This is a genomic window from Halosimplex halobium (genome assembly GCF_051414055.1).
Classification (GTDB): Archaea; Halobacteriota; Halobacteria; order Halobacteriales; family Haloarculaceae; genus Halosimplex; species Halosimplex halobium.
In genome coordinates, this window is the sequence record NZ_JBLKNX010000004.1 from 101,532 (window position 1) to 127,306 (window position 25,775).

Annotated in this window: 22 protein-coding genes, 1 tRNA gene and 1 other RNA gene; 16 read left to right on the forward strand and 8 right to left on the reverse strand. The window is 70.4% G+C overall.

What is annotated here, in order from left to right; all coding sequences use genetic code 11:
* The first annotated feature begins 109 nt into the window (after positions 1–109).
* Positions 110–1,360 (forward strand): AI-2E family transporter, encoded by a 1,251-nt coding sequence (locus ACMGFG_RS05255; RefSeq protein WP_436929305.1) that lies wholly within the window; start codon positions 110–112, stop codon positions 1,358–1,360.
* Positions 1,361–1,986: 626 nt separating this feature from the next.
* Positions 1,987–2,601 carry a Rieske (2Fe-2S) protein gene (locus tag ACMGFG_RS05260; RefSeq protein WP_436929306.1) on the forward strand — a complete coding sequence of 205 codons (615 nt, stop codon included), beginning with the start codon at positions 1,987–1,989 and terminating at the stop codon, positions 2,599–2,601.
* Between the two features lie 36 nt (positions 2,602–2,637).
* On the opposite strand, the gene ACMGFG_RS05265 is transcribed toward ACMGFG_RS05260, so the two are convergent.
* Complete coding sequence (locus ACMGFG_RS05265) at positions 2,638–2,928, reverse strand: transcriptional regulator (RefSeq protein WP_436929307.1); 291 nt, start codon at positions 2,926–2,928, stop codon at positions 2,638–2,640.
* Between the two features lie 133 nt (positions 2,929–3,061).
* Here ACMGFG_RS05265 and ACMGFG_RS05270 point away from each other — a divergent pair, with 133 nt between their 5' ends.
* Positions 3,062–4,033: a nucleotidyltransferase family protein gene (locus tag ACMGFG_RS05270; protein WP_436929308.1), complete on the forward strand. Its 972-nt coding sequence runs from the start codon at positions 3,062–3,064 to the stop codon at positions 4,031–4,033.
* 54 nt (positions 4,034–4,087) lie between these two features.
* Here ACMGFG_RS05270 and merB read toward each other — a convergent pair whose 3' ends face one another.
* Entirely contained in the window at positions 4,088–4,753 is a 666-nt protein-coding gene (merB, locus tag ACMGFG_RS05275) for an organomercurial lyase (RefSeq protein WP_436929309.1), read from the reverse strand.
* A gap of 58 nt (positions 4,754–4,811) precedes the next feature.
* On the opposite strand from merB, the gene ACMGFG_RS05280 reads away from it, so the two are divergent.
* Positions 4,812–5,180, forward strand: coding sequence for a winged helix-turn-helix transcriptional regulator (locus ACMGFG_RS05280; RefSeq protein ID WP_436929310.1), 369 nt, complete (start codon positions 4,812–4,814; stop codon positions 5,178–5,180).
* Positions 5,181–5,233: 53 nt separating this feature from the next.
* On the opposite strand, the gene rnpB is transcribed toward ACMGFG_RS05280, so the two are convergent.
* An RNA gene (gene rnpB / locus ACMGFG_RS05285) (RNase P RNA component) lies at positions 5,234–5,641 on the reverse strand.
* 103 nt (positions 5,642–5,744) lie between these two features.
* On the opposite strand from rnpB, the gene ACMGFG_RS05290 reads away from it, so the two are divergent.
* Together ACMGFG_RS05290 and ACMGFG_RS05295 are read left to right on the forward strand one after the other, a co-directional pair.
* Positions 5,745–7,586, forward strand: coding sequence for an Hvo_1808 family surface protein (locus ACMGFG_RS05290; protein ID WP_436929311.1), 1,842 nt, complete (start codon positions 5,745–5,747; stop codon positions 7,584–7,586).
* A 9-nt stretch (positions 7,587–7,595) separates the two neighbouring features.
* Positions 7,596–8,945, forward strand: a complete 1,350-nt coding sequence (locus ACMGFG_RS05295; RefSeq protein WP_436929312.1) for an Hvo_1808 family surface protein — start codon at positions 7,596–7,598, stop codon at positions 8,943–8,945.
* Between the two features lie 111 nt (positions 8,946–9,056).
* Here ACMGFG_RS05295 and ACMGFG_RS05300 read toward each other — a convergent pair whose 3' ends face one another.
* Entirely contained in the window at positions 9,057–10,262 is a 1,206-nt protein-coding gene (locus ACMGFG_RS05300) for a DUF7537 family lipoprotein (RefSeq protein ID WP_436929313.1), read from the reverse strand.
* Between the two features lie 270 nt (positions 10,263–10,532).
* Between ACMGFG_RS05300 and ACMGFG_RS05305 the strand changes: the two genes are divergently transcribed.
* The 6 genes from ACMGFG_RS05305 to ACMGFG_RS05330 all read left to right on the forward strand — a co-directional run bounded on the left by ACMGFG_RS05305 (position 10,533) and on the right by ACMGFG_RS05330 (position 17,437).
* Positions 10,533–11,699: a nicotinate phosphoribosyltransferase gene (locus ACMGFG_RS05305; protein WP_436929314.1), complete on the forward strand. Its 1,167-nt coding sequence runs from the start codon at positions 10,533–10,535 to the stop codon at positions 11,697–11,699.
* Positions 11,700–11,781: 82 nt separating this feature from the next.
* Positions 11,782–12,930, forward strand: coding sequence for a DUF373 family protein (locus ACMGFG_RS05310; RefSeq protein WP_436929315.1), 1,149 nt, complete (start codon positions 11,782–11,784; stop codon positions 12,928–12,930).
* Between the two features lie 471 nt (positions 12,931–13,401).
* Entirely contained in the window at positions 13,402–14,868 is a 1,467-nt protein-coding gene (locus tag ACMGFG_RS05315; protein ID WP_436929316.1) for a single-stranded DNA binding protein, read from the forward strand.
* Between the two features lie 136 nt (positions 14,869–15,004).
* Positions 15,005–15,442: a histone gene (locus ACMGFG_RS05320; protein ID WP_135366379.1), complete on the forward strand. Its 438-nt coding sequence runs from the start codon at positions 15,005–15,007 to the stop codon at positions 15,440–15,442.
* A 4-nt stretch (positions 15,443–15,446) separates the two neighbouring features.
* The gene (locus ACMGFG_RS05325) at positions 15,447–16,463 is read left to right on the forward strand and encodes a histone deacetylase family protein (protein ID WP_436929317.1); all 1,017 of its coding nucleotides are present in this window, start codon (positions 15,447–15,449) and stop codon (positions 16,461–16,463) included.
* Between the two features lie 719 nt (positions 16,464–17,182).
* Positions 17,183–17,437: a MarR family transcriptional regulator gene (locus ACMGFG_RS05330; RefSeq protein ID WP_495849347.1), complete on the forward strand. Its 255-nt coding sequence runs from the start codon at positions 17,183–17,185 to the stop codon at positions 17,435–17,437.
* Positions 17,438–17,560: 123 nt separating this feature from the next.
* On the opposite strand, the gene cca is transcribed toward ACMGFG_RS05330, so the two are convergent.
* Positions 17,561–18,940, reverse strand: coding sequence for a CCA tRNA nucleotidyltransferase (gene cca, locus ACMGFG_RS05335; RefSeq protein WP_436929318.1), 1,380 nt, complete (start codon positions 18,938–18,940; stop codon positions 17,561–17,563).
* 146 nt (positions 18,941–19,086) lie between these two features.
* Here cca and ACMGFG_RS05340 point away from each other — a divergent pair.
* A tRNA-Asn gene (locus tag ACMGFG_RS05340) sits at positions 19,087–19,189 on the forward strand.
* Positions 19,190–19,238: 49 nt separating this feature from the next.
* On the opposite strand, the gene ACMGFG_RS05345 is transcribed toward ACMGFG_RS05340, so the two are convergent.
* The 3 genes from ACMGFG_RS05345 to ACMGFG_RS05355 all read right to left on the reverse strand — a co-directional run bounded on the left by ACMGFG_RS05345 (position 19,239) and on the right by ACMGFG_RS05355 (position 22,029).
* A complete protein-coding gene (locus ACMGFG_RS05345) occupies positions 19,239–20,036 on the reverse strand; it encodes a polysaccharide deacetylase family protein (protein WP_436929319.1) in 798 nt (265 codons plus the stop codon).
* A gap of 124 nt (positions 20,037–20,160) precedes the next feature.
* The gene (locus ACMGFG_RS05350) at positions 20,161–21,738 is read right to left on the reverse strand and encodes a lipase maturation factor family protein (protein WP_436929320.1); all 1,578 of its coding nucleotides are present in this window, start codon (positions 21,736–21,738) and stop codon (positions 20,161–20,163) included.
* A gap of 93 nt (positions 21,739–21,831) precedes the next feature.
* Positions 21,832–22,029 carry a hypothetical protein gene (locus ACMGFG_RS05355; RefSeq protein WP_436929321.1) on the reverse strand — a complete coding sequence of 66 codons (198 nt, stop codon included), beginning with the start codon at positions 22,027–22,029 and terminating at the stop codon, positions 21,832–21,834.
* Between the two features lie 134 nt (positions 22,030–22,163).
* Between ACMGFG_RS05355 and ACMGFG_RS05360 the strand changes: the two genes are divergently transcribed.
* From ACMGFG_RS05360 to metX, 3 genes are all read left to right on the forward strand, one after another.
* Complete coding sequence (locus tag ACMGFG_RS05360) at positions 22,164–23,063, forward strand: DUF7351 domain-containing protein (RefSeq protein ID WP_436929322.1); 900 nt, start codon at positions 22,164–22,166, stop codon at positions 23,061–23,063.
* Between the two features lie 152 nt (positions 23,064–23,215).
* Positions 23,216–24,541 carry an O-acetylhomoserine aminocarboxypropyltransferase/cysteine synthase family protein gene (locus tag ACMGFG_RS05365; protein WP_436929323.1) on the forward strand — a complete coding sequence of 442 codons (1,326 nt, stop codon included), beginning with the start codon at positions 23,216–23,218 and terminating at the stop codon, positions 24,539–24,541.
* Positions 24,542–25,753, forward strand: a complete 1,212-nt coding sequence (gene metX, locus ACMGFG_RS05370; RefSeq protein WP_436929324.1) for a homoserine O-acetyltransferase MetX — start codon at positions 24,542–24,544, stop codon at positions 25,751–25,753.
* The last annotated feature ends 22 nt before the right edge of the window (positions 25,754–25,775 follow it).

Here is a 25,775-nt window from a genome sequence, read left to right on the forward strand (position 1 = left end):
CGCTTCCGTCGGGTTCGCACCGGGGCGTGGCGCTCGCGCCCCCGCTTCGCGCCGGGACCACGCAGTTTCCGGCACCAGCGCCTTTGGCGTCGCCGGACAAACGGAGGCGATGGCTGGCCTCGACGACCCGGGTTTTGAGCGCTCGCGGATCGGCTGGTGGCTGTTCGTCGCGCTGCTGGCGGCCGCCGCGGCCTACGTCGCCTGGCAGTTCGTCGGCCTGTTCGTGCTCGGCGTGTTCGGCTACTACGCGACGCGGCCGATCAACGACCGCGTCGCCGCGGTCGTCGACACCGACTGGATCGCCGCGGGGGTCACCGTCCTCGTCGTCCTCGTGCCGGTGATCGCGCTCTCGCTGTACGCCGGCTACCAGCTCCTCCTCGCGGTCCAGGGGCTGGTGGCCGGGAGCGTCGACCCGGTCGCGCTGCTGGGCCAGTACGTCGGCCTCGGGGAGGTCCCGCTCGCCGAGCGCCGGTCGCTCGCGAGCGCGCTCGAGGACCCCGGCGAGTCGCTGTCGAACCCCCGGGAGACGGCCGCGACGGTGCTCCGGACCGGCCGGACCCTCGTCTCCGCGGTGGCGGGCACCGCCCTGCTGCTCGCGCTCTCGGTCACCCTCGCGTACTTCCTCCTCAAGTACGACGACGACATCGCCGCGGCGCTGGAGCAGCTGTTCGGCGGGAGCAACACCGTCGGCTACGCCTACGCGACGGCCGTCGACGCCGACCTGGAGTCGGTCTTCTACGGGAACCTCCTGTTCGTCGTGATCATGGCCGTCGTCGCTGGCACCGTCTACCTCGGGACGAACCTCCTCGCGCCGGCCGGGCTGGCCGTCCCGATGGTCGCCGTCCTCGCCTTCCTGACGGGCATCGCGAGCCTCATCCCGCTCGTCGTGGGGAAGATCGTCTACGTCCCGGTGCTCGCGCTGCTCGCCCTCCAGGCCGTCCGGTCGAGCGGGGTCGCGCTCGCGTTCGTCGGCGTCGTCGGCGCCGTCTACTTCCTCGTGCTCGATTTCCTCCCGCAGACGTTCCTCCAGCCGTACATCTCCGGCCGGGACCTCGACGGGATCATGCTCATGTTCGCCTACCTGCTCGGGCCCGTCATGTTCGGCTGGTACGGCTTCTTCCTGCTGCCGATCCTCTTCGTCGCCGTCCTGGAAGCCGTGCGGATCGTCCTCCCGGAGCTACTCCACGGCGAGCGGCTCACCCTCGACGCCTCGATGGGCGGGTCGGTCGGCGCCGACCCCCAGGCCGAGGGGGACGTGCCCACCGACGAGTTCGCGAACAACCGCTTCGAGGAGCGTGACCCCCGGTCGTCCGACGACGCCGACGACGGCACCCCCTCCGACTCCTCGCCGAGCAACTGACTGCCACTCGGTCGTCTTCACTCGGTGGACACGGGCGACCGTCCGCTCCGGTGACCCCTTCACCGACAGTGCTCCGTACAGACGGGAGCGGTTGCGGTGAGCGGTTGCGGTCGGCGTGCGCTGTCGCGGCCTCCGTGCCGCGACGGAATCGCGCGAGGTCTTCGTGAACGTGTGAACGAAGGCTTGTCAGAGCTTGCTCTGACAGTGGATGAGGGAACGAGCGGAGCGAGAGAGCGAATCGGCTGGGGAGGCTCGTGGCTGTCTGCGGTGCTGTGCGGGGCGGTTGCTGGTGCGGTCGCGGTCCTGGTGGACTGAAAGGGCGAGGCGCGCTCGCGCTCGTGTCGTCGCCTGAGCGGGCCACTATCCGCGCGGGCGGTGCGGAGAGCGCGGATATCCCGCTCAGCGACCGCGAGCGGGCCGAGGGCTTTCATCGCTCGCCGTCGAATGCGGTAGACACGATAGCTAGCGAGCGGGCCGAGGACTTTCAGCGCCTGCTGTCCCCTGCGGTTGCGATCACTCCTACCGAGCGCAATCGGTGTTCACGGTCGGCGACGAGTGGAGGGAGGAACGACGACACAGGCTGTCTCGACCGGTGCGTTCAAGCGGGGACGGACCAACCCGACGGTATGGACGGGACGCGGATCGCCGACGTGAGCGATATCTCGACGGACGACACCTTCCTCTTTCGCGTGCGCTCGGTGGACGAGAACGCCGTCGCCAGCGGCGACGCCGCCCTCCGATCCGACGAACGGACGGCCGACGCCGCCGACGAACGGACGGCCGAGGCGGAGACCGACGGCGGCGAGACCGAGACCGACGGCGGCGAGATCCAGAACGACGCCACCAACGACGACGGGATCGCGATGCCGGACGACATGCAGGACGATGACGACGTTCGAGAGGCCATCCTCCTGAAGCTGGGCGGCGAGGACGACGACGCCGAGGCGGTCGTCTGCTGGCTGAACTACTGCCAGCACATGACCCACATCAAACTCGACAAGGGCTCGGGCGCGCCGGTCCGCGACGGCGAGGTGGTCTGCGCCAACCACGGCGCGCTGTTCGCCGCCGACTCCGGGGAGTGTACCTACGGCCCCTGCGAGGGCGCGTTCCTGAACGAGGTCGAGGTGCGGGTCGCCGACGGCGGCGTCTACCTCGCCGACGAGGACTTCGAGTACGTCGGCGAGGGACCGGTCGAGAGCGACGACGGCGACCTGTCGTCCTCGTCGAACGTCATCCTGTAATCGGCTCGACCCGGTCGAGACCCGACGCGGGCGCGGCTACTCGATGACGAACGAGGGCTCGGCGACGGCCTCGCTCTTGCACTCCGGGCACCGCGCCGGGCGGTTGACCAGGTCGTCGAACTCCTCGAAGCCGCAGTCCTCGCAGGTCGGCGGCGCGACGAGCAGCGTCTCGTCGGTCGGTTCGAGCGACTGGGAGATGTGTTCGACGTGCGAGAGCGCGTCGGCCGCCCGCACGTCGAACTCGCGGGCGAGCGCGCTCGCGGGCAGCGGTTCCTCCCGCAGTCGGTCGGCGATCCGCTGGCGGGTCGTCCGGCTGGCCTCGCGCATACCGGACCAAGGACGAGCGCCCACAAATCGGTTCCGCCGGCGCCGACGACACCCCGCCCGCGGGCGGCGACGCGACCTGTCGGCGGTCCTTGCAATGAAAAAGGCCTTCACGGGGCGCCGTGCAGGGAGTCGTATGGACGCAGTCGTACTCGCGGGCGGTTACGCAACGCGGCTCTGGCCGATCACGCGCCACCGGCCGAAGATGATGCTGCCGGTCGGCGAGACGACCGTCATCGACCGGGTGCTCTCGGAGCTGGAGTCCGACGCCCGGATCGACGACGTGTACATCAGCACGAACGAGCGGTTCGCCGACGACTTCGAACGGTTCCTCGCCGACCGCGACTACGAGAAGCCGCGGCTGTCGGTCGAGGACACCACCGGCGAGGACGAGAAGTTCGGCGTCGTCGGCGCGCTCGGCCAGCTGGTCGACCGCGAGGGCATCGACGACGATCTGTTCGTCATCGCCGGCGACAACCTCATCAGCTTCGACGTGAGCGACTTCATCGACGCCTACGAGGCCAACGGGGCGACGACGCTGGCGGCCTACGACGTGGGCTCGCTGGAGAAGGCCAAATCGTACGGCCTCGTCACGCTGGAGGGCGACGAGGTCGTCGACTTCCAGGAGAAGCCCGCGGACCCGGCGAGCACGCTCGTCTCCATCGCCTGCTACGTCTTCCCGGCCGAGCAGGTCCGCTTCGAGGAGTACCTCGCGGACGGCAACAACCCCGACGAGCCCGGCTGGTTCATCCAGTGGCTCGTCGACAACGACGAGGTCTACGCCTACACGTTCGACGAGGCGTGGTTCGACATCGGGACGCCCGACAGCTACCTGGAGGCCGTCGCCTACTACCTCGACGGCGAGAACCGGGTCGCCGACGGCGCCACCGTCGAGAACTCGACGCTCGGGGAGAACGTCCACGTCCTCGACGACGCCGAGGTCGTCGACTCCAGCCTCGACAACTCCGTCGTCTTCCCCGGGGCGACGCTGCGCGACTGCGACGTCCGCGAGTCGATCATCGACCGCGAGACCACCCTCGAAGACCTCGACCTCGCCGGCGCGCTCATCGGCGCCCACACCACCATCACCAACGGCGACGACCACTGACGACGCGACGGCGAACCGCTCGCCCTCACGTTCTCTGCGGTCGCTCCTGTTTGCTCAGCAGCAGTCGCACTCGACCCCGGCCGCCTCGGTCCGGCCGTTCTGCTCGCTCACGTCGGCGTCGAACAGCGTCTCGGTCAGTTCGCGAGCAACCGCCGCGCCCTCCGCGGCCGGGACGGCCGTCGTCGCGGCGTCGACACCCGCCGCCCAGGTCTCGTACTCCGCCCGGTCCTCGAAGGTCTGGATGTAGCCGCAGACCTCCCGGTAGACGGTCTCGACCGGGCCGTCGTCGACCCGGTCGGGGTCCGTCGAGACGCCGACGGAGACGACGGCGTCCTCGTGTGAGACTGCTACGCCGTCGTCGCCGACCTCGACGGTGACCTCGGCCCCGCGCACCGGCGTCGTCGACCGGACGGTCCCGCGCTCGCCCGTCAGGAACGGGTAGACCAGCGGGTCCAGCACGCAGAGGTACGCCTGTTCGGTCCCCTCGCCGACGAACGCGTGGTCGCCGTCGTCGGTCGCACAGAGGTCGTCGACGGTCGGCGCTCGGCCGCGCTCGGCCTCGACCACCGCCCGCATCGTCTCGGCCCACTCGCCGACCGTCGCCGGCGGGTCGGTCCCGTACAGCCGCCCGAACGCCTCGCCCACGTCCGCCGGGAGCGACACGTCTTCGGCCGGTCGATTCTCCCCGCTGCCGTCGAAATCACCTGTATCGAGCCACATGCGTCTACGCTTTCGAGAGCAAAGTTATTAAGCTGTCACGTCCAAAGTATCGAATCCGATGGGAGGATCCGAAGCGCTGGCGGAGGACGGCTGTGCCTGCGAGGACCCGGCGTGTCACTGTCTGCTCGCGGAGCCGATGGCGCTGCTGGGCCGGAAGTACGTGATGGACATCGTCTGCGTCGTCGCCAACCACGGGACGGTGCGGTTCGGCGAGCTCGAGGCCCACCTCCCCGGGGCGAGCACGTCGACGCTGTCGACGCGGCTGGACGAACTCGTCGAGGCCGGACTGGTCGAACGGGAGCGGTACGCGGAGATCCCGCCGCGCGTCGAGTACGAACTCAGCGAGGAGGGCGAACAGCTCGGCGAGCGACTGGAGCCGCTGGTCGAGTGGGCCGTCGAGCGGGCGGACGGCGAGAACTGCTGTTGACCGACGTTCGGGGCTCGCGGGAGCGGCGGAGCCGTCGCTCGGCGGTGTGAGACGGCTGAGGGGAGTAAGCCCCCTTCTGTTCGGCCCGGCATTCGGCTGAGCGTCCGCGCTTGCGTCCGGGCTACCTTGCCGCGCGGACTTGCACCGGTGAGGATTCGCCGTTCCATCCGTTCTCCACCGTCGAACGCGGAGCGCCCGACGTGCCCGCGAGTCCAGGGGACTCGCGGATCCCGTCGACCCTCTGTGGGTTAGCTCCCCCTCGCTTCGGCGAGGCCTCGCTCGGGGTTCGCGCACGTCATCGGTCGGGGAGAGGGGTCTCGTTTCTGTTCCAGCGCCAGCGGTCTCCCGCTCCGGGTTTGCACCCGGTCACCTGCCCGGACGGTGGGGGGACTTTCCTCATGCCCCTGGCGCGCCGACGAGGTCGACGCGGGCCGGGGCACGGAGGCCGGGCTCCCTCTGCCGGTGAGAGATAGCGGACACCGACGATTAAGCCCGTCGGTCGCCGGCGGCGTCCGCCGACAGTGGGGCGATTTTTATGTCCGCCACCCCATGCTTCCGGTAGTCATGCGTTCCGCCCTCTCGGCAGTCGTCGCCGGGCTGGTGGTGCTGTCCGCGGTGGCTGCCGTCCCCGCCGCGAGCGCCGCCGGCCAGGCCGACGCAGCGACGACGGACCGGTCCTCCACCACCGCGGACGCCGCACCCGCGGGCCGCACGCAGGCCGGCGACGCCTGCGCACCCCTCGCCGAGGGGTCGCCGCCGGACAACCCCGACGGCGACCCGCTGGGCTGGGAGAACGGCTGCTGGTACAACGAGTCGATCGACGTGGACCGCTCGGACGGGCTCAACGAGACGGAGCTGGACGCCGTCGTCGCCCGCTCGATGGCCCGCGTCGAGCAGGTCCGCGAGCTGGAGTTCAACGAGACCGTCCCCGTCGAGGTCGTCTCCCGCGAGCAGTTCCGCGCCAACGCGACCTACAACACGACGACCAACAACACGCTGCACCAGAACGTCAAGTGGGAGGCGATGCTGATGGTCGGCGAGGACACGGACGCCGTCTCCGTCCAGGAGGGGAACACCGGCGCGATCGTCGGCGGCTACTACAGCCCGCGCGAGGAGCGGATCGTCGTCGTCTCGGAGAACACCACCGCGCCGAAGATGAACGAGATCACGCTCTCTCAGGAGCTGTTCCACGCGCTGCAGGACCAGCGCTACAACCTCTCCGCGTACGACCAGTACACCCGCGAACTCCACAACGCGAGGGACGGCATCATCGAGGGCGACGGCAACCTCGTCGACCGCCGCTACAGCCAGCGCTGCGCGGACGAGTGGGACTGCCTGATGCCCCAGACCCAGCCCGGCGGCGGTGGGGGCGGGGCCTCGATCCACTACGGGCTCTACTTCGTGACCTACCAGCCCTACAGCGACGGGCCGAAGTTCGTCAGGGGGATCTACAAGGACGAAGGCTGGGAGGGCGTCAACGCCGTCTACGAGAACCCCCCGGCCAGCACCGAGCAGACGATCCACCCCGAGAAGTACGGCGAGGACCCGCCGACGAACGTGAGCTTCACCGACACGTCCGGCGAGGCCTGGACGGTCCCGCACCTGGAGAACGGCACCGTCGACTACGCCCAGTTCGGTGAGGCCGGGCTCGCGACGATGCTGTTCTACCCGACCTACGCCTCCGGCGGCGAGGCGTCGCCCGTCGTCGGCGTCCGCTCGTTCTTCAACTACACGGCCGCCGGGTCGCTCAGCACGTACGACCCGTTCAACTACACGACGCGGTACACGGACGGCTGGGACGGCGACCGGCTCTACCCCTACGTCACGGACGACTCGGCCGAGACCAACGAGACGGGCTACGTCTGGAAGACCGTCTGGGACTCCGAGGGTGACGCCGCCGACTTCGTCGAGGGGTACGGAATGTTGCTGGACTACTACGGCGCCGAACCCGTCGACGACAGCGCGAACACCTACCGGGTCCCCGACGGCCCCTACGCCGACGCGTTCTACGTCAACCACACCGGGACGACCGTGACGCTCGTCAACGCCCCCAGCGTCGAGGAGCTGAGCGAGGTCCGCGCCGGCGCCGCCCCCGACGACAGCGGCGGCGAGACGGAGACGCCGACCGACACCGCGACCGACGAACCCGACGACGGGGAGACTGCGACCTCCGAACCGGGCGACGAGGAGACCGACGAGCCGACCACCGAACCGGGCGACGAGGGGACCGACACGGCGACCGGGACGCCGCTCCCCGCCGACGGCGGCGCGGGCGACGGCGGTAACGACGGCGAGGCGACCGACGCGCCCGCAGAGACCACCGCGTCCGGCGGGCCGGGCTTCGGGGTCGCCGCCGCGCTCGTCGCGCTCGCGCTCGCCGGCCTCCTCGCGGGTCGGAGGGAGTGAGCCCCGTCGATGGACCGGCAGGGACCCGGCTCGCGCCGCCTGCGCGTCGCCGTCGCGGCGGTGGCCGTCCTCGCGCTGCTGGCGGGCTGTACCGCCCTTGAGTCGGGCGGTCACCCCGAGGGCGACCCCGCCAGCGACCGCCTCGGCTGGGAGAACGGGTACTGGTACGACGACCCGGTGAACGTGACCGCGAGCGACGGCTACAACGCCACCGAGCGGGAGGCCGTCGTCGCGCGCACGATGGCCCGCGTCGAGCGGATCCGCGAGCTGGAGTTCAACTCCACGGTCCCGGTCGACGTGATCAGCCGCGAGCAGTACCTCGCCAACCGGAGCGGGGGCGGCGGGTCGGCGACGTACTCCCGCTGGAACGACCAGGTCTGGGAGTCGATCTTCGTCGTCGGCGAGTCGTCGTCGTACTCGAACAGCTCCGACGACACCCTGGGCCAGACCGTCCAGGGCTACTACTCGCCCGGGCGGGACGCCATCGTCCTCGTCAGCGACTCCGAGACGCCGACCATCGACCGGACGACGCTGGCCCACGAACTCGTCCACGCGCTGCAGGACCAGCACTTCGGCTTCGGCGCCGACGGGGAGACCCAGGACCAGCAACTCGCCAACCGTGGCATCACCGAGGGCGACGCCCGCTACGTCGACATCCTCTACGAGAACCGCTGCGAGGGCGAGTGGCGCTGTATCCCGCCGCCCGACAGCGGCGACGGCGGCGGCGGGTCCGCGGGGGCCGACTACAACCGCGGGCTGTTCCTGACCATCTACACGCCCTACGCCGCGGGCTCGCAGTTCGTCGACCGGGTGCGCGCCCAGAGCGGCTGGGACGGCGTCAACCAGCTCTACGACGCCCGCCCCGAGAGCACCGAACAGCTCATCCACCCGCAGCTCTACCCCGACGAGGACCCGGTCGACGTGACCGTCCCCGACCGCTCGTCGGTCGAGTGGCGCCGCTTCGACGTCGACCCCGTCGCCGACACGGTCGGCGAGGCCTCTATCTACGCCATGTTCGTCTCCAACGGCGTCGTCGACCCGGAGAACCGCTACGGCTACGAGTCCGAGCCCTCCGCGGGCTGGGGCGGCGACAGCGTCGTCCCCTACACGAACGGGACGACCGGCGCCTACGTCTGGGAGACCGCCTGGGACTCCGAACGGGACGCCCGGCAGTTCCACGAGGCCTATCTCGACGTGCTCGACAGCCACGACGCCCGCAACCCCCGCGGGAACGTCTACGTCGTCCCCGACGGCGAGTTCGCCGACGCCTTCCGCGTGGTCCGGTCGGGCGAGCGCGTCCGGGTCGTCAACGCGCCCACCGCCGACCAGTTGAGCGAAGTCCACTCGCGGTCGGGTTGACTGGAGCCCCCGCCGGTCGCGGCAGTGAACCAGCTCTCACCGAGACGCCACGGTCGCCGGAGATGGTCCGCGACACGGCGACCGTGGATCGATCCGCCGGGGACAGCGGGGCTACAGCCGCGCCTGCTCGGAGAAGAGCAGGAACGACCGGTTTCGTATCGTCGCGTTGGCGAACGATTCGAGCTGTCGTCCGGCGTCCGGCGGGCCGTCGGTCCCGACCCGCAGCTCGTCGCGCTCGGTGAGGCTCAGGAACACCCGGTCGCCAACCGATACCGGATTCGATAGCTGCCCGTTACCGTGCCCGCGTCCGTCGAACAGGGCGACCCGGGCGCCGCTCGGCACGTCGCCGCCGTTGACCATCTCCAGTTCGACCGCGGTCCCGTCGTCGGTCGGTGCCATCTCGAACTGGACCCCCTCTTCGCGGGCCGTCTCGGTCCACTCGGGCTCCTCGACGGTCGTGTCCCCGACGGCTTCGACGGTCCTGACGATATCCTGTCGCCGGCGCCCGTCGCCGGTCTCCGCAGTGATGTCGTAGTCGATATCTCGGACGTGACCGGATTCCGAGACCGCGATCGTCGCCTCGAATTCGGCGACCCGCTCGCCGAACACGAGGCGGAGCAGGGTCTGTTCGTCGGCGACTCCGGTCGCCTCGTAGGTGGCGGCGTAGCCGTCGCCCGCTTCGACGACCTCAATCGCCTCGCTCCAATCCGCGCCCTCCAGCAGTCGCCTGAACCGGCGGAACTCGACCACTTCGTTCGGGTCGGGCGCCCGGTTGTCGATGCGGTAGTTCTCGTCGAACCCGGACTCCATCCGGACGTAGGCTATCTGGTCGTCGGCCGCCGACCACGACGACTCCGTCAGGCTGCTCTGGACGTTCTCGCGCGTAATGGCGATCCCGTCCTCGCTCAGTCCTCTGGTCGTGCGGATCGTCTCCTCGAAGTTGCTGTCGATCCGCCGGAGTTCGCCGGTCAGCGTCGCCGACCCGGCGTCGGTGAGCGCGGACTCGTGTGTCCGGTAGAGCCGCGCCCCGCTCACGCCGTCGCGTGCGGCGCCGTCGGGATACGAGAACTCCGCCAGCGACGGCGTCGGGTCCGCGGGCGTCGGCGTCGCGGTCTCCGTCGCGGTCGGCGTCGCCGTCGGCGTGTCGGTCGGCGTCGCTGTCGCCGTCGGCGTGTCGGTCGGCGTCGGCGACTCGGTGGCCGGATCCGGGGTATCGGTCGGGTCCTCGTCCCCGCCGGAACAGCCGGCCAGCGATGCTCCCGCCGCGATGCTCGTCGCCAACAGTGCACGTCTCGAAATCTTCGGCTCGTCTACCATCGGCCCAATCACTTTCGGAGTGTTAAATAAAAACTCGCATCTAGTTACATAGTTTGATACCAGAAACCGGTAATTACTGACCGTTTGTGTCTGACACGCACGACAGAGCGGCGCCGAGGTTTCCGCCTCCGCCGCCCGGATCGCCGGGCGGGAAGCAGCGGAGACCCCACCAGTTCGTGTTTCGGGTAGCCCGTCGACCGTCGCCGTCGGCCACCGGATCCGCGACCGGAACGCGGACAGTTTTTGGCGCTCGCCCCGGAAGTCCACCCCATGACCGACGAGTCGGGCTTCGACATCGTCCCGCCGGAGGCCATCGCGGAGGGACGGGCCACGGACGCCTACTTCGACCGGACGGTCGAGACGCTGGAGCACGCCGACCGCGACCCGCACGTGGTCGCCGAGGTGACCGCCGACCAGTTTCCCACCGGCGGGTGGGAGCTGCTCGCCGGCGTCAAGGACGCCGCCCAACTCTTCGAGGGCCGCGACGTGGACGTGGACGCGATCCGCGAGGGCCGCCTGTTCGACGGCGGCCCCGTCATGCGCATCGAGGGGCCGTACCTGGAGTTCTGTCGGCTGGAGACCGCGCTGCTGGGCTTTCTCTCGCACGCGACCGGCGTCGCGACCGCGGCGCTGGAGGCGCGCCGGGCCGCCCCCGACTCGACTGTGTTGAGCTTCGGCTCCCGGCACGTCCACCCCTCGATCGGCGCGATGGTCGAGCGGTCGGCGCTACTCGGCGGGCTCGACGGCTTCTCGAACGTCGCCGCGGGCGAGGTGATCGGCCGCGAGGCCGGCGGGACGATGCCCCACGCCCTGCTCATCTGTTTCGGCCGCGGCGAGCAGGAGACCGCCTGGCAGGCCTTCGACGAGGCCGTCGGCCCCGACGTACCCCGGGTCGCCCTGGTCGACACCTACAGCGACGAGGTCGACGAGTCCCTGCGGGCCGCCGAGGCCGTCGACGCGCTCGACTCGGTGCGGCTCGACACCACCTCCTCGCGGCGGGGCGACTTCGAACACATCGTCCGCGAGGTGCGCTGGACGCTCGACGCCGAGGGGTTCGAGGACGTGGGCATCTTCGTCAGCGGCGGGCTCGGCCCCCGACAGCTGCGCGCGTTGCGCGAGCACGTCGCGGGCTTCGGCGTCGGCAGCCACGTCAGCAACGCCGACCCGACGGACTTCGCGCTCGACATCGTCGAGGTGGACGGCGAACTCGCGGCCAAGCGCGGGAAACTCACCGGAACGAAGGAGGTGTACCGCACCGCCGACGGCGGCCACCACGTCCAGCTCGCGGACGCCGACGCGCCCGCCGACGGCGAGGCGCTGCTCGAACCGCTCGTCCGCGACGGCGAGGTGGTCCGGGAGTTCGACCTCGACGCCGCGGCCGACCGGGCCGTCGCCGACGCCGAGGCCGTCGGGTTCGGCGCGCCCGACGACGAGTAGCGCCGCGTTCGGGCGATTGTGGCGGTCGCGCCGTCGGAAACGGTCGCGAGGATTTTTATTCCGGCGTCGCCTCCGTCGATCCGTGACAACCCTGGTCGTCTGTATCGACCGTGCGGGTGACCTCGTGGCCGGGACGGACCCGCCGGTCGTGGGTCGGGATGCCGTCGAGTCGCTCGTCGTCGACGTGGGGGTCGAGGACCCCGAGGACAGCCAGGTGAACTGTCTCCTCGAAGCGCTCCGCGTCTCCCGCGACCTCGCCGAGGGCGGCGAGGAGACGCTCGTCGCGGTGCTGGCGGGGACCGACGACACCGTCGGCGCCGACCGCGCCATCGCCCGCCAGGTCGAACGGCTCATCGACGACCACGACCCCGACTCGGCGGTGGTCGTCGTCGACAGCGCCGAGGACGAGCGGCTCGTCCCCATCGTCGAGTCGCGGCTCACCGTCGACGCCGTCGACCGCGTCGTCGTCCGCCAGGCCCGCGACATCGAGTCGACCTACTACCTGCTCAAGCAGTTCCTCGCCGACGAGGAGCTGCGCAAGACCGTCCTCGTCCCCATCGGCGTCGCGCTCATCGCCTACCCGGTGCTGTGGTGGGCGGCCACCCCCGCCGTCGCCACCGGCGCCATCGTCGCCGTCGTCGGGCTCTTCCTCCTCTACAAGGGCCTGGGCGTCGACGCCTACCTCGCCGCTCTCCCCGGCCAGGTCCAGCAGGCGCTCTACTCGGGCCAGGTCGCCTTAGTCACGTACGTCGTCGCCGCCGGCCTCTCGCTGGTGGGCGTGTTCGCCGGCGCCATCGGCGTCTCCGAGCTCGGCTCGGAGGGCACGCTCATCCTCGCCAGCCGCTTCGCCTTCGACGCCATCCCGTGGCTGACCGGCGCCGCGCTGGCCGCGAGTACGGGTCGGCTGCTCGACGAACTCATCCGCCGCGAGGGCGTCCGCAGCGCCTACCTCAACCTCCCCTTTGGCGCCGTCGCCGTCGGCCTCGTCGTCCGCGGGTTCTCCGCGTACTTCCTCGAACTCGCCGACGTGTTCGAACCGTTCCGCGTCCGCCCGTTCGAGGCCGGCCCCGTCGCCTTCGAGGGCGCCACGCTCGAACCCCCGGGGACCAGGCTCGCGCTGTTCATCCTCGCCGGCGTCCTCGTGAGCCTCGCGGGCGTCCGGTTCGCCGCGTACTTCAGCGGGACCACGGTCGAACAGGAGTTCGCCCACGGCCGCGAGGGCGGGGACTAGCCGTCGTGTCTCCCGCACTCGACTCGACCGCAGGAGGCCCCAGGCGCTGAACGCCCTCGGCGCGCTCGCCCTTTCAGTCCGCCAGGAACAGTACCGCGACCGCACAGCACCGCAACGGGCCACGACCCTCCCCAGCCGATTCGCTCCTTCGCTTCGCTCACTCGCTCATCCCTTGCGCGGCTACGGTCGCGCGCACGAGAGCGCGCTCCAGCGCGCGCCGACCGCACCACACTGCACTGCGTCACACTGCACCGCTCTGCACCTCGCGGCGGCTGACCGCGTCGGCCGACCCTCGAACTTATACCGGAAGCCCGGACCACCTCGGGGTATGACCGCGACAGCGGCGAGGCGGCGGGTCGGCGTGCCGGTGCGGTCGGCGAGCCGGCCGGGCCCGAAATCGAGCGACGAGAGCGGGGTAACGAGCCAACGACAACGCTTAAGCGGAGCGCAACCATGCCCAATGCTAGACTAATGGGAGCGATCGAGGAGGTCTACGCGGATCTCGATACGGATGTCTCCGAGGAGGAGTTCCGCGAGGCCGTCGAACAGAAGGTCGAGCAGATGGGCGGGCTCGCCGACGAGGAGACGGCGGCGATGCTGATCGCCCACGAGCTCAACGAAGGGGAGGTCGACACCGTCGCGGACATCGAACCGGGCATGGACGAGGTGAAGTTCCTCGCGAAGGTGGTCTCCATCGGCGAGTTGCGCACGTTCGAACGCGACGGCGAGGACGAGGACGGCCGCGTCGTCAACGTCGAGGCCGCCGACGAGACCGGCACCGTCCGGCTCGCGTTCTGGGACGAGCAGGCCGCCTCCGTCGCCGAGGGACAGCTCGAAGAGGGGCAGGTCCTCCGGATCGCCGGCCGGCCGAAGGACGGGTATAATGGCCTCGAAGTCTCCGTCGACAAGGCCGAACCGGACGAGGACGCCGAGATCGATGTCGACCTGGGGGAGGGGTCGACCGTCGACGCGCTGACGATGGGTCAGTCCGACGTGAACGTCCGGGGGATCGTTCTGGAGACCGACGCGATCCGCACGTTCGACCGCGACGACGGGACGGAGGGGAAGGTGTCGAACTTCCTGCTGGGCGACGAGACCGGGCGCGTACGCGTGACGATGTGGGACGACCGGGCCGACCGTGCGACGGAGCTGGAACCGGGGACGGCCGTCGAGGTGGTCGACGGCTACGTCCGCGAGCGGGAGGGCGACCTGGAACTGCACGTCGGTGACCACGGCGCAGTCGACGAGATCGACGAGACCGTCGAGTTCACGCCGGAGGCCGACGCGATCGACGCCGTCGAGATGGACCAGGTGGTCGACCTGGCGGGGGTGGTGCGGTCGGCCGACCCCAAGCGCACCTTCGACCGCGACGACGGCTCGGAGGGGCAGGTCCGGAACATCCGCGTGCAGGACGACACCGGCGACATCCGGGTGGCGCTGTGGGGCGAGAAGGCGGACAAGGAGATCGCGCCCGGCGACGAGGTGTTCGTCGCCGACGCCGAGATTCAGGACGGCTGGCAGGACGATCTGGAGGCGTCGGCGGGCTGGCAGTCGACGGTCGTCGTCCTCGACGAGAACACCGGGGCGGGCTCTGCCGCGCCCTCCCCTGGCGGTGCGAGCGGCGACGACGGCGGGTCGGGCGGCTCCGAGTCCGCCGGCCTCGATGCGTTCACCGACGAGGGCGGCGAGGGCGGCGGTTCCGGGAGCGAATCGTCGGCCGGTGGGGCTGCCGCGAGCGCCGACGGCGGCGCCGCGGCGGCCGCGGCCGAGGAAGTCGAGTTCACGGGGACGGTCGTCCAGACGGGCGACCCGGTGATCCTCGACGACGGCCAGGAGACGATGCAGGTCGAGACCGAGGCGGCGCTGACGCTCGGGCAGGAAGTGACCGCCCGGGGCGCGATGGTCGACGACCGGCTGGACGCCGACGACGTGTTCTAGCGGGAAAGCGCCGCTCGCGCCCGTTCACGGCGTCACTGTCGGGGCCGTGGGCGCGTGTCATGGGCCTCGAACCGCTATCGATGGCCGAGAGCGGGTTTCGGAAACGCTTAAGGCCGGAACGACCGGCTTGTGTTCTATGAGCGTCGAGCTACCGTTCGCGCCGGTCGACACGATCATCCGGCGCAACGCCGGGAGTTTGCGGGTCAGCGCCGAGGCCGCCGAGGAACTCGCCCGCCGGATCCAGCGGCGGGGGGCCGAGCGGGCGGTCGAGGCGGCGGACGTGGCGACCGCGGACGGGCGGAAGACGCTGATGGCGTCGGACTTCGGCACCGAGCCCGCCGGGGACAAGGACGACCTGGAACTGCCGATCGCCCCGGTCGACCGCATCGCCCGCCTCGACATCGACGACTACCGGGTCTCGATGGACGCCCGGCTGGCGCTGGCGGCCGAGTTGGAGGGGTTCGCGGACGAGGTGGCCGCGGCGGCCGCGGACCTGGCGCGCCACGCCGACCGGCGGACCGTCAAGGCCGAGGATGTCGAGGCCTACTTTCGACTGAGCGAGTACTACGAGTGACCGCATGAACTTCGGCTACCGGGAGGCCTGTCTCGACCACGACACCGGCAAGCGCCACCCCGAGAGCCCCGACCGCCTGCGCGCCATCCGACAGGGGCTCTCGGAGAGTCACGGCGTCAGGTACGTCTCCCCCGAGGACGCGACCGTCGAGCAGGTCGCGGCCGTCCACGACGCCGACTACGTCGACTCGGTCGAGGAGTTCTGCGCGGACGGCGGCGGCGACTGGGACGCCGACACCGTCGCCGTCGAGGCCACCTGGGACGCCGCCCTGGCCGCCGCCGGCATGGCCAACTGGGTCGCCGACGAGGCGCTCGACGGCGCCGACGGCCGCGACACCCCCTTCGCCCTGGGTCGGCCGCCGGGCCACCACGCCGTCTACGACGACGCGATGGGCTTCTGTTTCTTCAACAACGTCGCCGTCGCCGCCCAGCACGCCATCGACTCGCTGGGCGCCGACCGCGTCGCCGTCCTCGACTGGGACGTCCACCACGGCAACGGCACCCAGGACATCTTCGACGACCGCGAGGACGTGTTCTTCGTCTCCGTCCACGAGGACGGCATCTACCCCGGCACCGGCGACGCGAGCGAGATCGGGACCGGCGACGCCCGGGGGACGACGATGAACGTCCCGTTCCCGCCGGGGACGACCACCAGCGGCTACCTCGCGGCCGTCGACGACCTGATCCTCCCGGCGTTCGAGGCGTTCGACCCCGACCTGCTCCTCGTCTCCGCGGGCTTCGACGCCCACGAGCACGACCCCATCTCGCGGATGCGCGTCTCCACGGAGGGCTACGGCCTGCTCGCCGAGCGCGTCGACGCGTTCGCCGACCGTATCGACGCCGGGCTGGGGTTCGTCCTCGAGGGCGGCTACGGTCTCGACACGCTGACCGAGAGCATCCGCACCGTCCACGAGGTGTTCGACGGCTACACCCCCACCGAACCCGACGAGGACGTGCAGGACGCCGCGCGACAGGTCATCGACGACGTGCGCGCCCAGGAGTTCGACCTCGTCGAGGAGTGACTCTCCCGCCCCGTGCGGGGAGGCGACGCCGGTGAATCGATACCCGACTACTGCGGCATCCACCGGTTTATACGCTGAACAGGCGCAATACCACGGCGTTCACGCCGTGGATACGCGCCGTCACTTGTGCTCACAGTCCACCGTTCAAACGCCGTCACCGAGTTTCCCATAGTGACGTTTAAGTGATAGGACGCCCTACTGAGGAGTAGGAATCGGTCGGAACGGAGCGGATTCCGAACCGTCCTTCGGAGGTGGCCTGTCCACCCATCTAATGAGACAGTATCCGAAAGGGCAGTCGGTGAACACACATGCTAGAAGCGTGTGCCCATGTGCCGACTGCTCAAAGCAAACCAGACGATACCCCCAAGTCCGGTGACGCTTGCCGGCGTCCCCGTGGCAAAAACAACACCGGGACGCTGTACACGGTCGAGGAGAGGGGTAACGGCGGCTTGGCACCGCCAGCAGTCCACCAGTCCGATACCGTGGGACTACCCGTGCCCGAAAGGGCTGGGAGTCCGGTGATTGGACTGCGAACCTGAAACTCCCACCGCTCGGGATTCCTCCGCGTTTACGCGGAGGAGGGTGTCAACAGTCCACCGAGGGGCGAGCGACGCGCGAGTATCAGTCCGTGATCTGATGGGTACCGGCCTACACATCAACGCGCCGCGGAAACCTATACATGGGTGTGTGCGGAACCGTACTGTTGGTGACCTTTCCCCGTGTGCTGTTGTACGGAACAATCGTATCGTGACTGGGAATCGCAACTCGACGACCTGACACCGAGCGCGAAGTTCGTGTACACGGTCCTCGAGTACGAGGGCCCGCTGACCCAGAAGACGCTCGCCGAGGAGACCCGCCTCTCCCAGCGCAGCGTCCGCAGCGCGCTGTCGGACCTGACGGAGACGGGGCTCGTCGAGGAACGGATCTACCCGGCGGACGCCCGCCAGCGGCTCTACGCTATCGACACCGAGTGACCCCCTCCGACGGGGCGACCGTGTCGAGTGTCTTTATTTGGACCCCGACCGGGAACAGCTACAGCGCGACTCCGGGGAGCAACTGCACCGCGACTCCGAGGACCGCCCGCAGTCGCGACCTGGTCAGGGCCGCGGGTCGAAGTATCGCGCCAGTTCGACGCCGAACTCGTCGGCGAGCGCGCCCACCTCCTCGCCCGCGAGCACCGTATACTCCTCCCGCATAGCCGTCTCGACCTGCGCGCCCAGCGCCACGTCGAAGACGGCGTCGCTCTCCAGCAGGGCGACGGCGGTCTCGAACTCGCGGGGCCGCTCGACGACGTAGCGGTCGCCGTCGAGGAAGGGGCCGTAGGTGCCCGCCGTCCCGTCGTCGGGCGCGGCGGGGTCGTCGGCGTAGGCGTCGTAGAACCCCTCGGCGTGGTCGCGGACGCCGACCGGCGGCCCCGCGTGGCGCTCGACGGCCGGCCGCTCGGCGACCGCGAGTTCGGCGAGGAAGGCGACCGTCTCGTCGGCCCACGCGGCCGCCCGCAACACGTCGAACCCGCGGCGGTCGAGCTCGCCGACGAGCCCGTCCAGCGACCGGTCGAGCTGGGGGTACAGCTGGTCGTCGACGATGTCGGGGGCGTCGAACCGGACAGCGACCGGCGTGGTCCCGCGGCGCTCGACGGCATCGACGACCGCCTCTGTCTCGACCGGGTCGGGCTCGTCGGCGAAGAACAGCTCCTCGCGCGGGTCGGCGAGCAACTCGCGGGCGTAGTGCTGGAGTCGCGCAACCGCCTCCGCGCTACAGACCGCGGCGACGTTGCGCTCGGGATCGGTCGGGTCGATGACGACCAGCGGGTCGTCGAACGTCTCCCGCCCGTGGTCCTCGGGGTCGAACTCGACGGGGGGATGCCAGTCCGCCGCGGCGGCGACGAACGGCCGGAAGCCGCCGTACTCCGCGACGAGCAGTTCGGTCAGATAGCCGGAGAACCCCCGCGTCCGGAGGTCGCTCCCGTAGACGCCGATCCCGGTGAGGAACTGCTTGGCGACCCGCACCTCCCCCGCCAGGTCGGCGTCGATGCGCTCGGCCAGGTACTCGGTGTGGAAGGGGGTGCGGTCGACCGCCGACCGGATCGCGGTGGCGTCGTCGACCGCGTAGCAGGGGACCAGGTCCACGTCGAACCCCTCGTAGGTCCCCTTGACGTAGGGGTGTTCGGCGTACTCCTCGTGGCCGTCCGGCAGCACCGCGTGGCCGACTTCGAGGCCGTAGGACTCCAGGTCCGCGCGGTCGAGGCTCGTCGGGAACGAGACGAAGAGATCCACGTCGCGGTCGCCGGCCAGCCACGTGTCCCGGGCCGTCGACCCCACCTGGATCACCTCGGCGTCGACCGGCAGGTCCGCGACGGCCTCGCGTGCGCGCTCGCGGAGATCCGCGACGACCCGATCGAGCCGCTCGCGCTCGTCGTCGTCGGGCGTCACCCGCTCGCGGACCCGCTCGACGACGGCGTCGAACTCGGCGCTCATGGACCCGGGTTGTTCGGGGGCGGTGAAAACCGGTCCGATGTGTCGCGACGGGGAGCCCGCGGGTCGAATCGCCGTACGTGACTCCGTGCCGTGGCGAGGGCAAAGCGAAATCCCTATACAACAACTCCGGCTATGGTGGGATGCGTGCCGCCGTAGCTCAGTTGGTAGAGCACCTCGCTGTTAGGGTGCGCAGGGTACCTGCGTGCCGCAGACACGAGGTTGTCCCAGGTTCGAGTCCTGGCGGTGGCGTTTTCCACTTCGACGCCTCGTTCGGTGAGTCGCTTCGCTGCGCTCTCGCTCAGACCGCCCGGCCGACGAGGCGGTCGGCGACGGAGCCGACGAACGTGCCGGCGTCGGAGAGGTCCCAGCGGACCTCCCAGAACGGGTTGGCGCCGTTGACCTGCGGGACCACCTCGGGGTCGGTGTCCGCGGAGATGTACTCGCGGCGGCCGCGGCCGGCGACGCCGATGTCGTGGGACCGCCGGACGAGTTCGGCGGCGCGCTCGTCGCAGCTGTTGTACGGGTAGCTGAAGCGGTCGACGTCGACCCCGAGCGCCCGTTCGAGGCGGCGCTTGGCGCCGACGATCTCGCGTTCGAGGCGGTCGGGGGAGACCTCGGCGAGCTTCGGGTGGGTCCGCGTGTGGTTGCCGATGGTGACCAGCTCCTCGTCGAGGAGCGCGAGGAGGTCCCCGCGGTCCATGTACTCGTAGTCGAAGCGGTCGTTGTGGGTGAACGACGGGTCGTCGATGGCGTCGGCGATCACGAAGACGGTCGCGGGCACCTCGTACTCGCGGAGGACGGGCACGACGTGCTCGGCGAAGTCGCGGTAGCCGTCCTCGAAGATGAGGGCGATCCGCTTCTCGTCGCTCGGCTCCCTGACCGCTGGGAGGTCGACGAGTTCGTAGTGCGTGTCGAGGTACTCGATGTCGCGGCGGAGGCGGTCGGGGGCGATGTCGTCGTGGAAGCCGCCGCCCACAGAGTGGTAGGCGACGATCTTGTTCGTGCCGCGGGAGGACAGCGACTCCACGCCCGAGAAGTGACCGACGAAGGCGACCGTTCGCCACGCCCTGAGCAGCTGCGACTCGGAGACGAGCATACCGGTTGTGCAACCGATGGCCCCTTCGTTATGGTCGACCTGATACCGTTCGCGACCGGATAAGACGCCGCCTACGTGTGGGATACGTTCCGCGACGGGCGCGGCCCCGGCGGCGTCCGGTCGGTCACTCGGCGTCGGCGACCCGCGCAGTCGCGCCGGGTGCGGCCGGTTCCCCGTCCGGCTCGCCGTCGGGCTCGGGCACGTCCCACCCGCGCCGTTGCAACTGGAGCCGGAACCGCGAGTCGTCGAGCGAGACGGGGCCGTAGTAGGTGCCGACGCGCTCGCGGCGCCACCACCGGCCGGTCTCGCGCAGTTCGTCGAGGTCGGTGAACTCGTAACGATACCGCAGCGCGCGGACGTGCTCCGGCGGGTCGTCGGGGAACGGGTCCGTCCGCAGCAGCGAGCGAGCGCCGTCGTCGCCCGCCAGGAGTTTCGCGAGGAAGTGGACGAACCAGGGGTGGCGGGCGGGGGAGGGAGCCATCGCAGCGAACCACAGCTGCCAGTCCAGCCGGAGGTGATAGGGCGCCCACTGCGGCGGGCGCCGCCCGGGGTCGGTGGGCTTGCCGGGGAACTCGTAGGTCTTCCACTCGGTGTCGTCGGTGACGACGGCGTCGTCGGTCCCCTGGACGACGAGTTCGTAGCGGGTGCGGGTGATCGACCCGAAGGCGCCGTAGGTGTTGACGAGATTGAGGGGGTCGAACGCGCGGTTCATCGCCTGCGACGAGGAGACCATGTTCCGCACGGGGTAGTAACTCAGCGCCGCGACGAGGACGACCAGTCCGGCGATAGCGACCTGGAACCACAGCGGGAGCGGCGCGAGCGTCTCGGGGTCGGGGACCGGGAGGGACGCCCCCACGGGGAGCGCGCCGGCGACGACGGCGTCGGCGAAGAGGCTCCCGGCGAGGACGATGCTGAGGAAGCTCAGGAAGGCGAAGTTGCCGGTGAGCATCAGCCAGCCGTGGAACCCGACGGTGGCCAGGCCCGCCGCGGCGGCGACGCGGGGCGGGCCGAAGTACAGGACGGGGACGAGGAGTTCGACGACGTGGTTGCCCAGCACCTCGACGCGGTGGAAGCGGTCGGGCAGGCGGTGGGCGACCCACGAGAGAGGGTTGGGCATCGGCTGGGTCTCGTAGTGGTAGTCCATGCAGGTCAGCTCGCGCCAGCAGTCGTCGCCGCGGATCTTGATGAGGCCGGCGCCGAGCATGTTGCGGAACTCGACCCAGCGGAAGAGGTAGACCACCACGGCCGGCGCGACGAGGTCGGGCGCGCCCAGGAAGATGGCGAGGAAGCCCGCCTCGCAAAGCATCGACTCCCAGCCGAACCCGTAGAAGGTCTGGCCCGCGTTGACGAACGAGAGATACAGCGCCCACATCGCAGTCCAGACGGCGAGATAGGCACCGAGGCCGAACCGGCCGGGGAGGCCGACCAGCGCCGCGGCGGCCAGCGCGACCCCGAGCCAGGCGCCGACGGCGAGCGCGCGGTCGCTGTCGAAGTAGTAGAAGATGGAGGGTTTCTCGCGGAACTCGTAGCGCTCGACGTACTGGCCGAGCGGGAGCAGCCCGTCCTCGCCGGCGAGCGGGCGGAACTGCCGGGCGGCGACGAGGAAGGCGACGAGGTACGTCGCGGCGATCCCCCGCTGGAGGAGCAGCCGGGCGACCTGGAACTCGCCGCCCCACGGCGCCCAGGCGTACCACGGTGCCATCGGTTCCCGGAGGGACGGCCAGCGCCATAAGCCGGACGGACGCGGCGGCGGCGGGTGACGGACATCAGACAACTCGGCGGCCGGTCGCCACAGTCACTCCGAGCCGACGACCGTCGGCAGCGACACGTCCCGGTGGAAGACCAGTACGGCCGCGAGGGCGAACCCGGCGAGGGCGGACACGCCGGTCTCGATGTAGATACCGAACGGCGCGCCGAGGGCGGGGAAGACGGCGAAGTTCAGGACGGCGAGCGTCCCGAACCAGATGGCGGTGAAGTCGCCGAAGCGGCCCATATCACCGGGAACCTGTCGGCGACACAAGTGCTTTCGGGCGGACGACTCCCCGATGGGGCGGGGGCCCGCGCCGCCGCGGCCCGCGCTCGACCGAGAGACAGGGCTAAGTGCCCGGCCGCGCGATGTGTGTGGCGATGACCGACGCCTTCCAGGTCTCCGAGCGACGGTCGGTCCCGCCCGCCGAGGCGTTCTCTCTCCTGGGCAACGAACTGCGCGTCTCCATCCTGCTGGAACTGGGCGACGCCAGGGAGGGCAGCCAGCCCCGCCCGCTGCCGTTCGAGGAGCTGCGCCGGCGCTGTGACGTGTCCGACAGCGGCCGGTTCAACTACCACCTCCAGGAGCTGATCGACGTGTTCGTCACCGAGAAGGAGGGGGGATACGACCTCCTCTACCCCGGCGTCATCCTCTACCAGGCGATCAAGGCCGACAGCTTCACCGACCGGACGACCGTCGAGCCGTTCCCCGCCGACGCCGACTGCGCCGACTGCGGCGCGGAACTGGAGGCGACCTACCGCAACAGCATGCTCGTCGTGCGCTGTCCGGACTGCGGGGCGCTCGCGTTCAAGTACCACCTCCCGCCCGGCGCGATCCGGTCGAACGACCCCGACGCGGTGCTGTGGGCGGCGAGCGTCTACGCGCGGCGGGACCTGATGACCGTCGCCGGCGACGTCTGTCCCACCTGCGCGAGCGAGATGTACCACGACGTGGTCCCCGACGAGGAGAAGTCGAGCGAACTCGAACAGGCGATGCCGGGGCCGGCGGTCGTCCACCACTGCTCCTATTGCAAGAACTTCTTCTGCACCGACCTGCCGGAGATCCTGATCTACCACGCCGACGTGCTGCCGTTCGTCGCGGCCAACGCCCCGGACCTGCTGACCGACCCGCTGTGGACCGTCGACGCCTGCGACCCCGACGACATCGCCGTGGCCGGCCGCGACCCGCTCCGGGTGACCGTCCCCGTCGAAGCGGGCGACGACCGCCTCGACGTGACCGTCGACCGCTCGCTTGCCGTCCTCGACACCGAACGGGCGTGACCCGCGCCGCGTCCCTCGTCCGTCCGATCGCCTCTCGCCTGCCCGACCGCTTCCCGCCCGCCGGCTCCGCTCCCCTGTGTGTGAGTGACTACCGCTGAGATATTTGCCGTAACTCGTGGTTATAGATGTCTGTAGATATATGCACGACACACATGACCGATCCGTACGCCTTCGGGACCCGCTGTGTCCACGCCGGCCAGGCGGTCGATCCCGCGACAGGGGCGCGGGCGCCGCCGATCTACCAGACCACGTCGTACGTGTTCGAGGACGCGGACACGGCGGCCGACCGCTACGCGCTGGACGACGGGGGGAACGTCTACTCGCGGTTCGACAACCCGACCGTCTCGACGCTGGAACGCCGCCTCGCCGCGCTGGAGAACGGGACCGCCGCCGTCGCGACGGGGTCGGGGATGGCCGCCCTCGACGCCGCGACCTCGATCCTCGCCCGCGCCGGCGACAACGTCGTCACCGCTTCCTCCATCTACGGCGGCACCCACTCCTATCTCTCCAACATGGGCAGCCGCCGCGGGATCGAGACGCGCTTCGTCGACACGCTCGACCCGGACGCCTACGCCGAGGCCATCGACGACCGCACCGCCTACGTCCACTACGAGACCATCGGCAACCCCTCGCTGGTGACGCCCCCGATGGAGGCGATCGCCGAGGTCGCCCACGAGCGGGGCGTCCCCGTCTTCGTCGACAACACGTTCGCCACGCCGGCGCTGTGCAACCCGCTCGACCACGGGGCGGACATCGTCTGGGAGTCGACGACGAAGTGGATCCACGGTTCGGGGACCACGGTCGGCGGCGTCATCGTCGACGGCGGATCCTTCCCCTGGTCGGAGTACCCCGAGAAGTACCCCGAGCTGGGCGCGCCCAACGACGCCTTCGACGGCGTCACCTTCGCCGACCGCTTCGGCGACGAGGCATTCGCCACGGCCGCCCGCCAGCGCGCGGTCCGCTCGCTGGGCGACGGCCAGAAGCCCTTCGACGCCTGGGCGACCCTCCAGGGGACCGAGACCCTCGAACTCCGGATGGAGCGCCACTGCGAGAACGCCGGGCGCGTCGCCGAGTTCCTCGCCGACCACGACGGCGTCGAGTGGGTCACCTACCCCGGCCTGGCGTCCCACGAGACCCACGACGAGGCCAGCGAGTACCTGGCGGGCGGCTACGGCGGCATGGTCGCGTTCGGTCTCACGGGTGGGTTCGAGGCGGGCAAGCGCTTCTGCGAGGAGACCGACCTGGCGCAGTTCCTCGCCAACATCGGCGATGCGAAGACGCTGGTCATCCACCCCGCCAGCACCACCCACGCCCAGCTCACCCCCGAGGAGCAGCGCGCCAGCGGCGTCACGCCGGACCTGGTGCGCCTGTCGGTCGGCATCGAGGACGCCGCGGACATCCTCGCCGACATCGACGGGGCCATCGAGCGCGCCAATGCGGACGCGAACGATGGAACAGGAAGCGCGGGTGAGACCTGAATGGAGGTCGAACGGGACACCGTCTCGCTGGGCGAGTTCGAGTTCGAGTGCGGCCGCTCGGTCCCGGAACTCGAAGTGGCCTACGAGGCCTACGGGGAGTTCACCGGCGACAACGCGGTGCTGGTCTGTCACGCGCTGACCGGCAGCGCCCACGTCGCCGGCCGCCACGCCGACGATGGGACCGACGGCCAGGCCCGCGCCTGGTGGGACGACATCGTCGGCCCCGGCAAGGCCATCGACACCCGCGAGTACTACGTCCTCTGCGCCAACGTCCCCGGCTCCTGTTACGGCACGACCGGCCCCGCGAGCACCGACCCCGAGACGGGCGAACCCTACGGGACGGACTTCCCCGCGGTCACCGTCACCGACTGGACCGACGCCCAGCGGCAGTTGCTCGACGAGCTCGGGATCCCGCACCTCCACGCGGTCGTCGGCGGGAGCGTCGGCGGCATGAACGTTATCGAGTGGGCCAAACAGCACCCCGACCACGTCGAGCGCATCGCGCCCATCGCCGCCGCGGCCCGGCTGGACGTGCAGTGTCTCGCCATGGACGCCATCGCCCGCCGCGCCATCACCACCGACGACGACTGGCAGGGCGGCGACTACTACGGCGACGGCCCCGAGCCGACCGACGGGCTCGCCCTCGCCCGCCAGATCGGCCACGTCATGTACCTCTCGAAGGCCTCGATGGAGCAGAAGTTCGGCCGCCGCGCCGCCGGCCGCGACGCCGCCCGGTCGTTCCCGACCGACCCGGCAGCCGGCTTCTTCCCCTACCGCGACGTGGAGTCGTACCTCGACTACAACGCCGAGTCGTTCGTCGAGCGGTTCGACGCCAACTCCTACCTCTACCTGACGCGGGCGATGGACAACTACGACCTCTCGGCGGGCTTCGAGTCCGACGAGGACGCCCTGGCCGCCTTCGACGGCGAGGCGCTGGTGATGTCCTTCACCGCCGACTGGCACTTCACGCCCACCCAGGCCGAGGAGCTGGCCGACGCGCTGCGCGGGGCGGACGTGGCCGTCGCCCACCACCTCGTCGAGTCCGACCACGGTCACGACGCCTTCCTCGTCGAACCGGAGAGCGTCGGCCCGCCGCTCTCGGACTTCCTCGCCGACGGCGTCGAGGGGACGGCCGTCACCGACACCGACGAGCCGCCCGAGGACGACGACCCCTCGTTCGCGCCCGTACACACCAGTTTATTCTCCGATTGAGATGTTTTCGCGGCCAACAGGC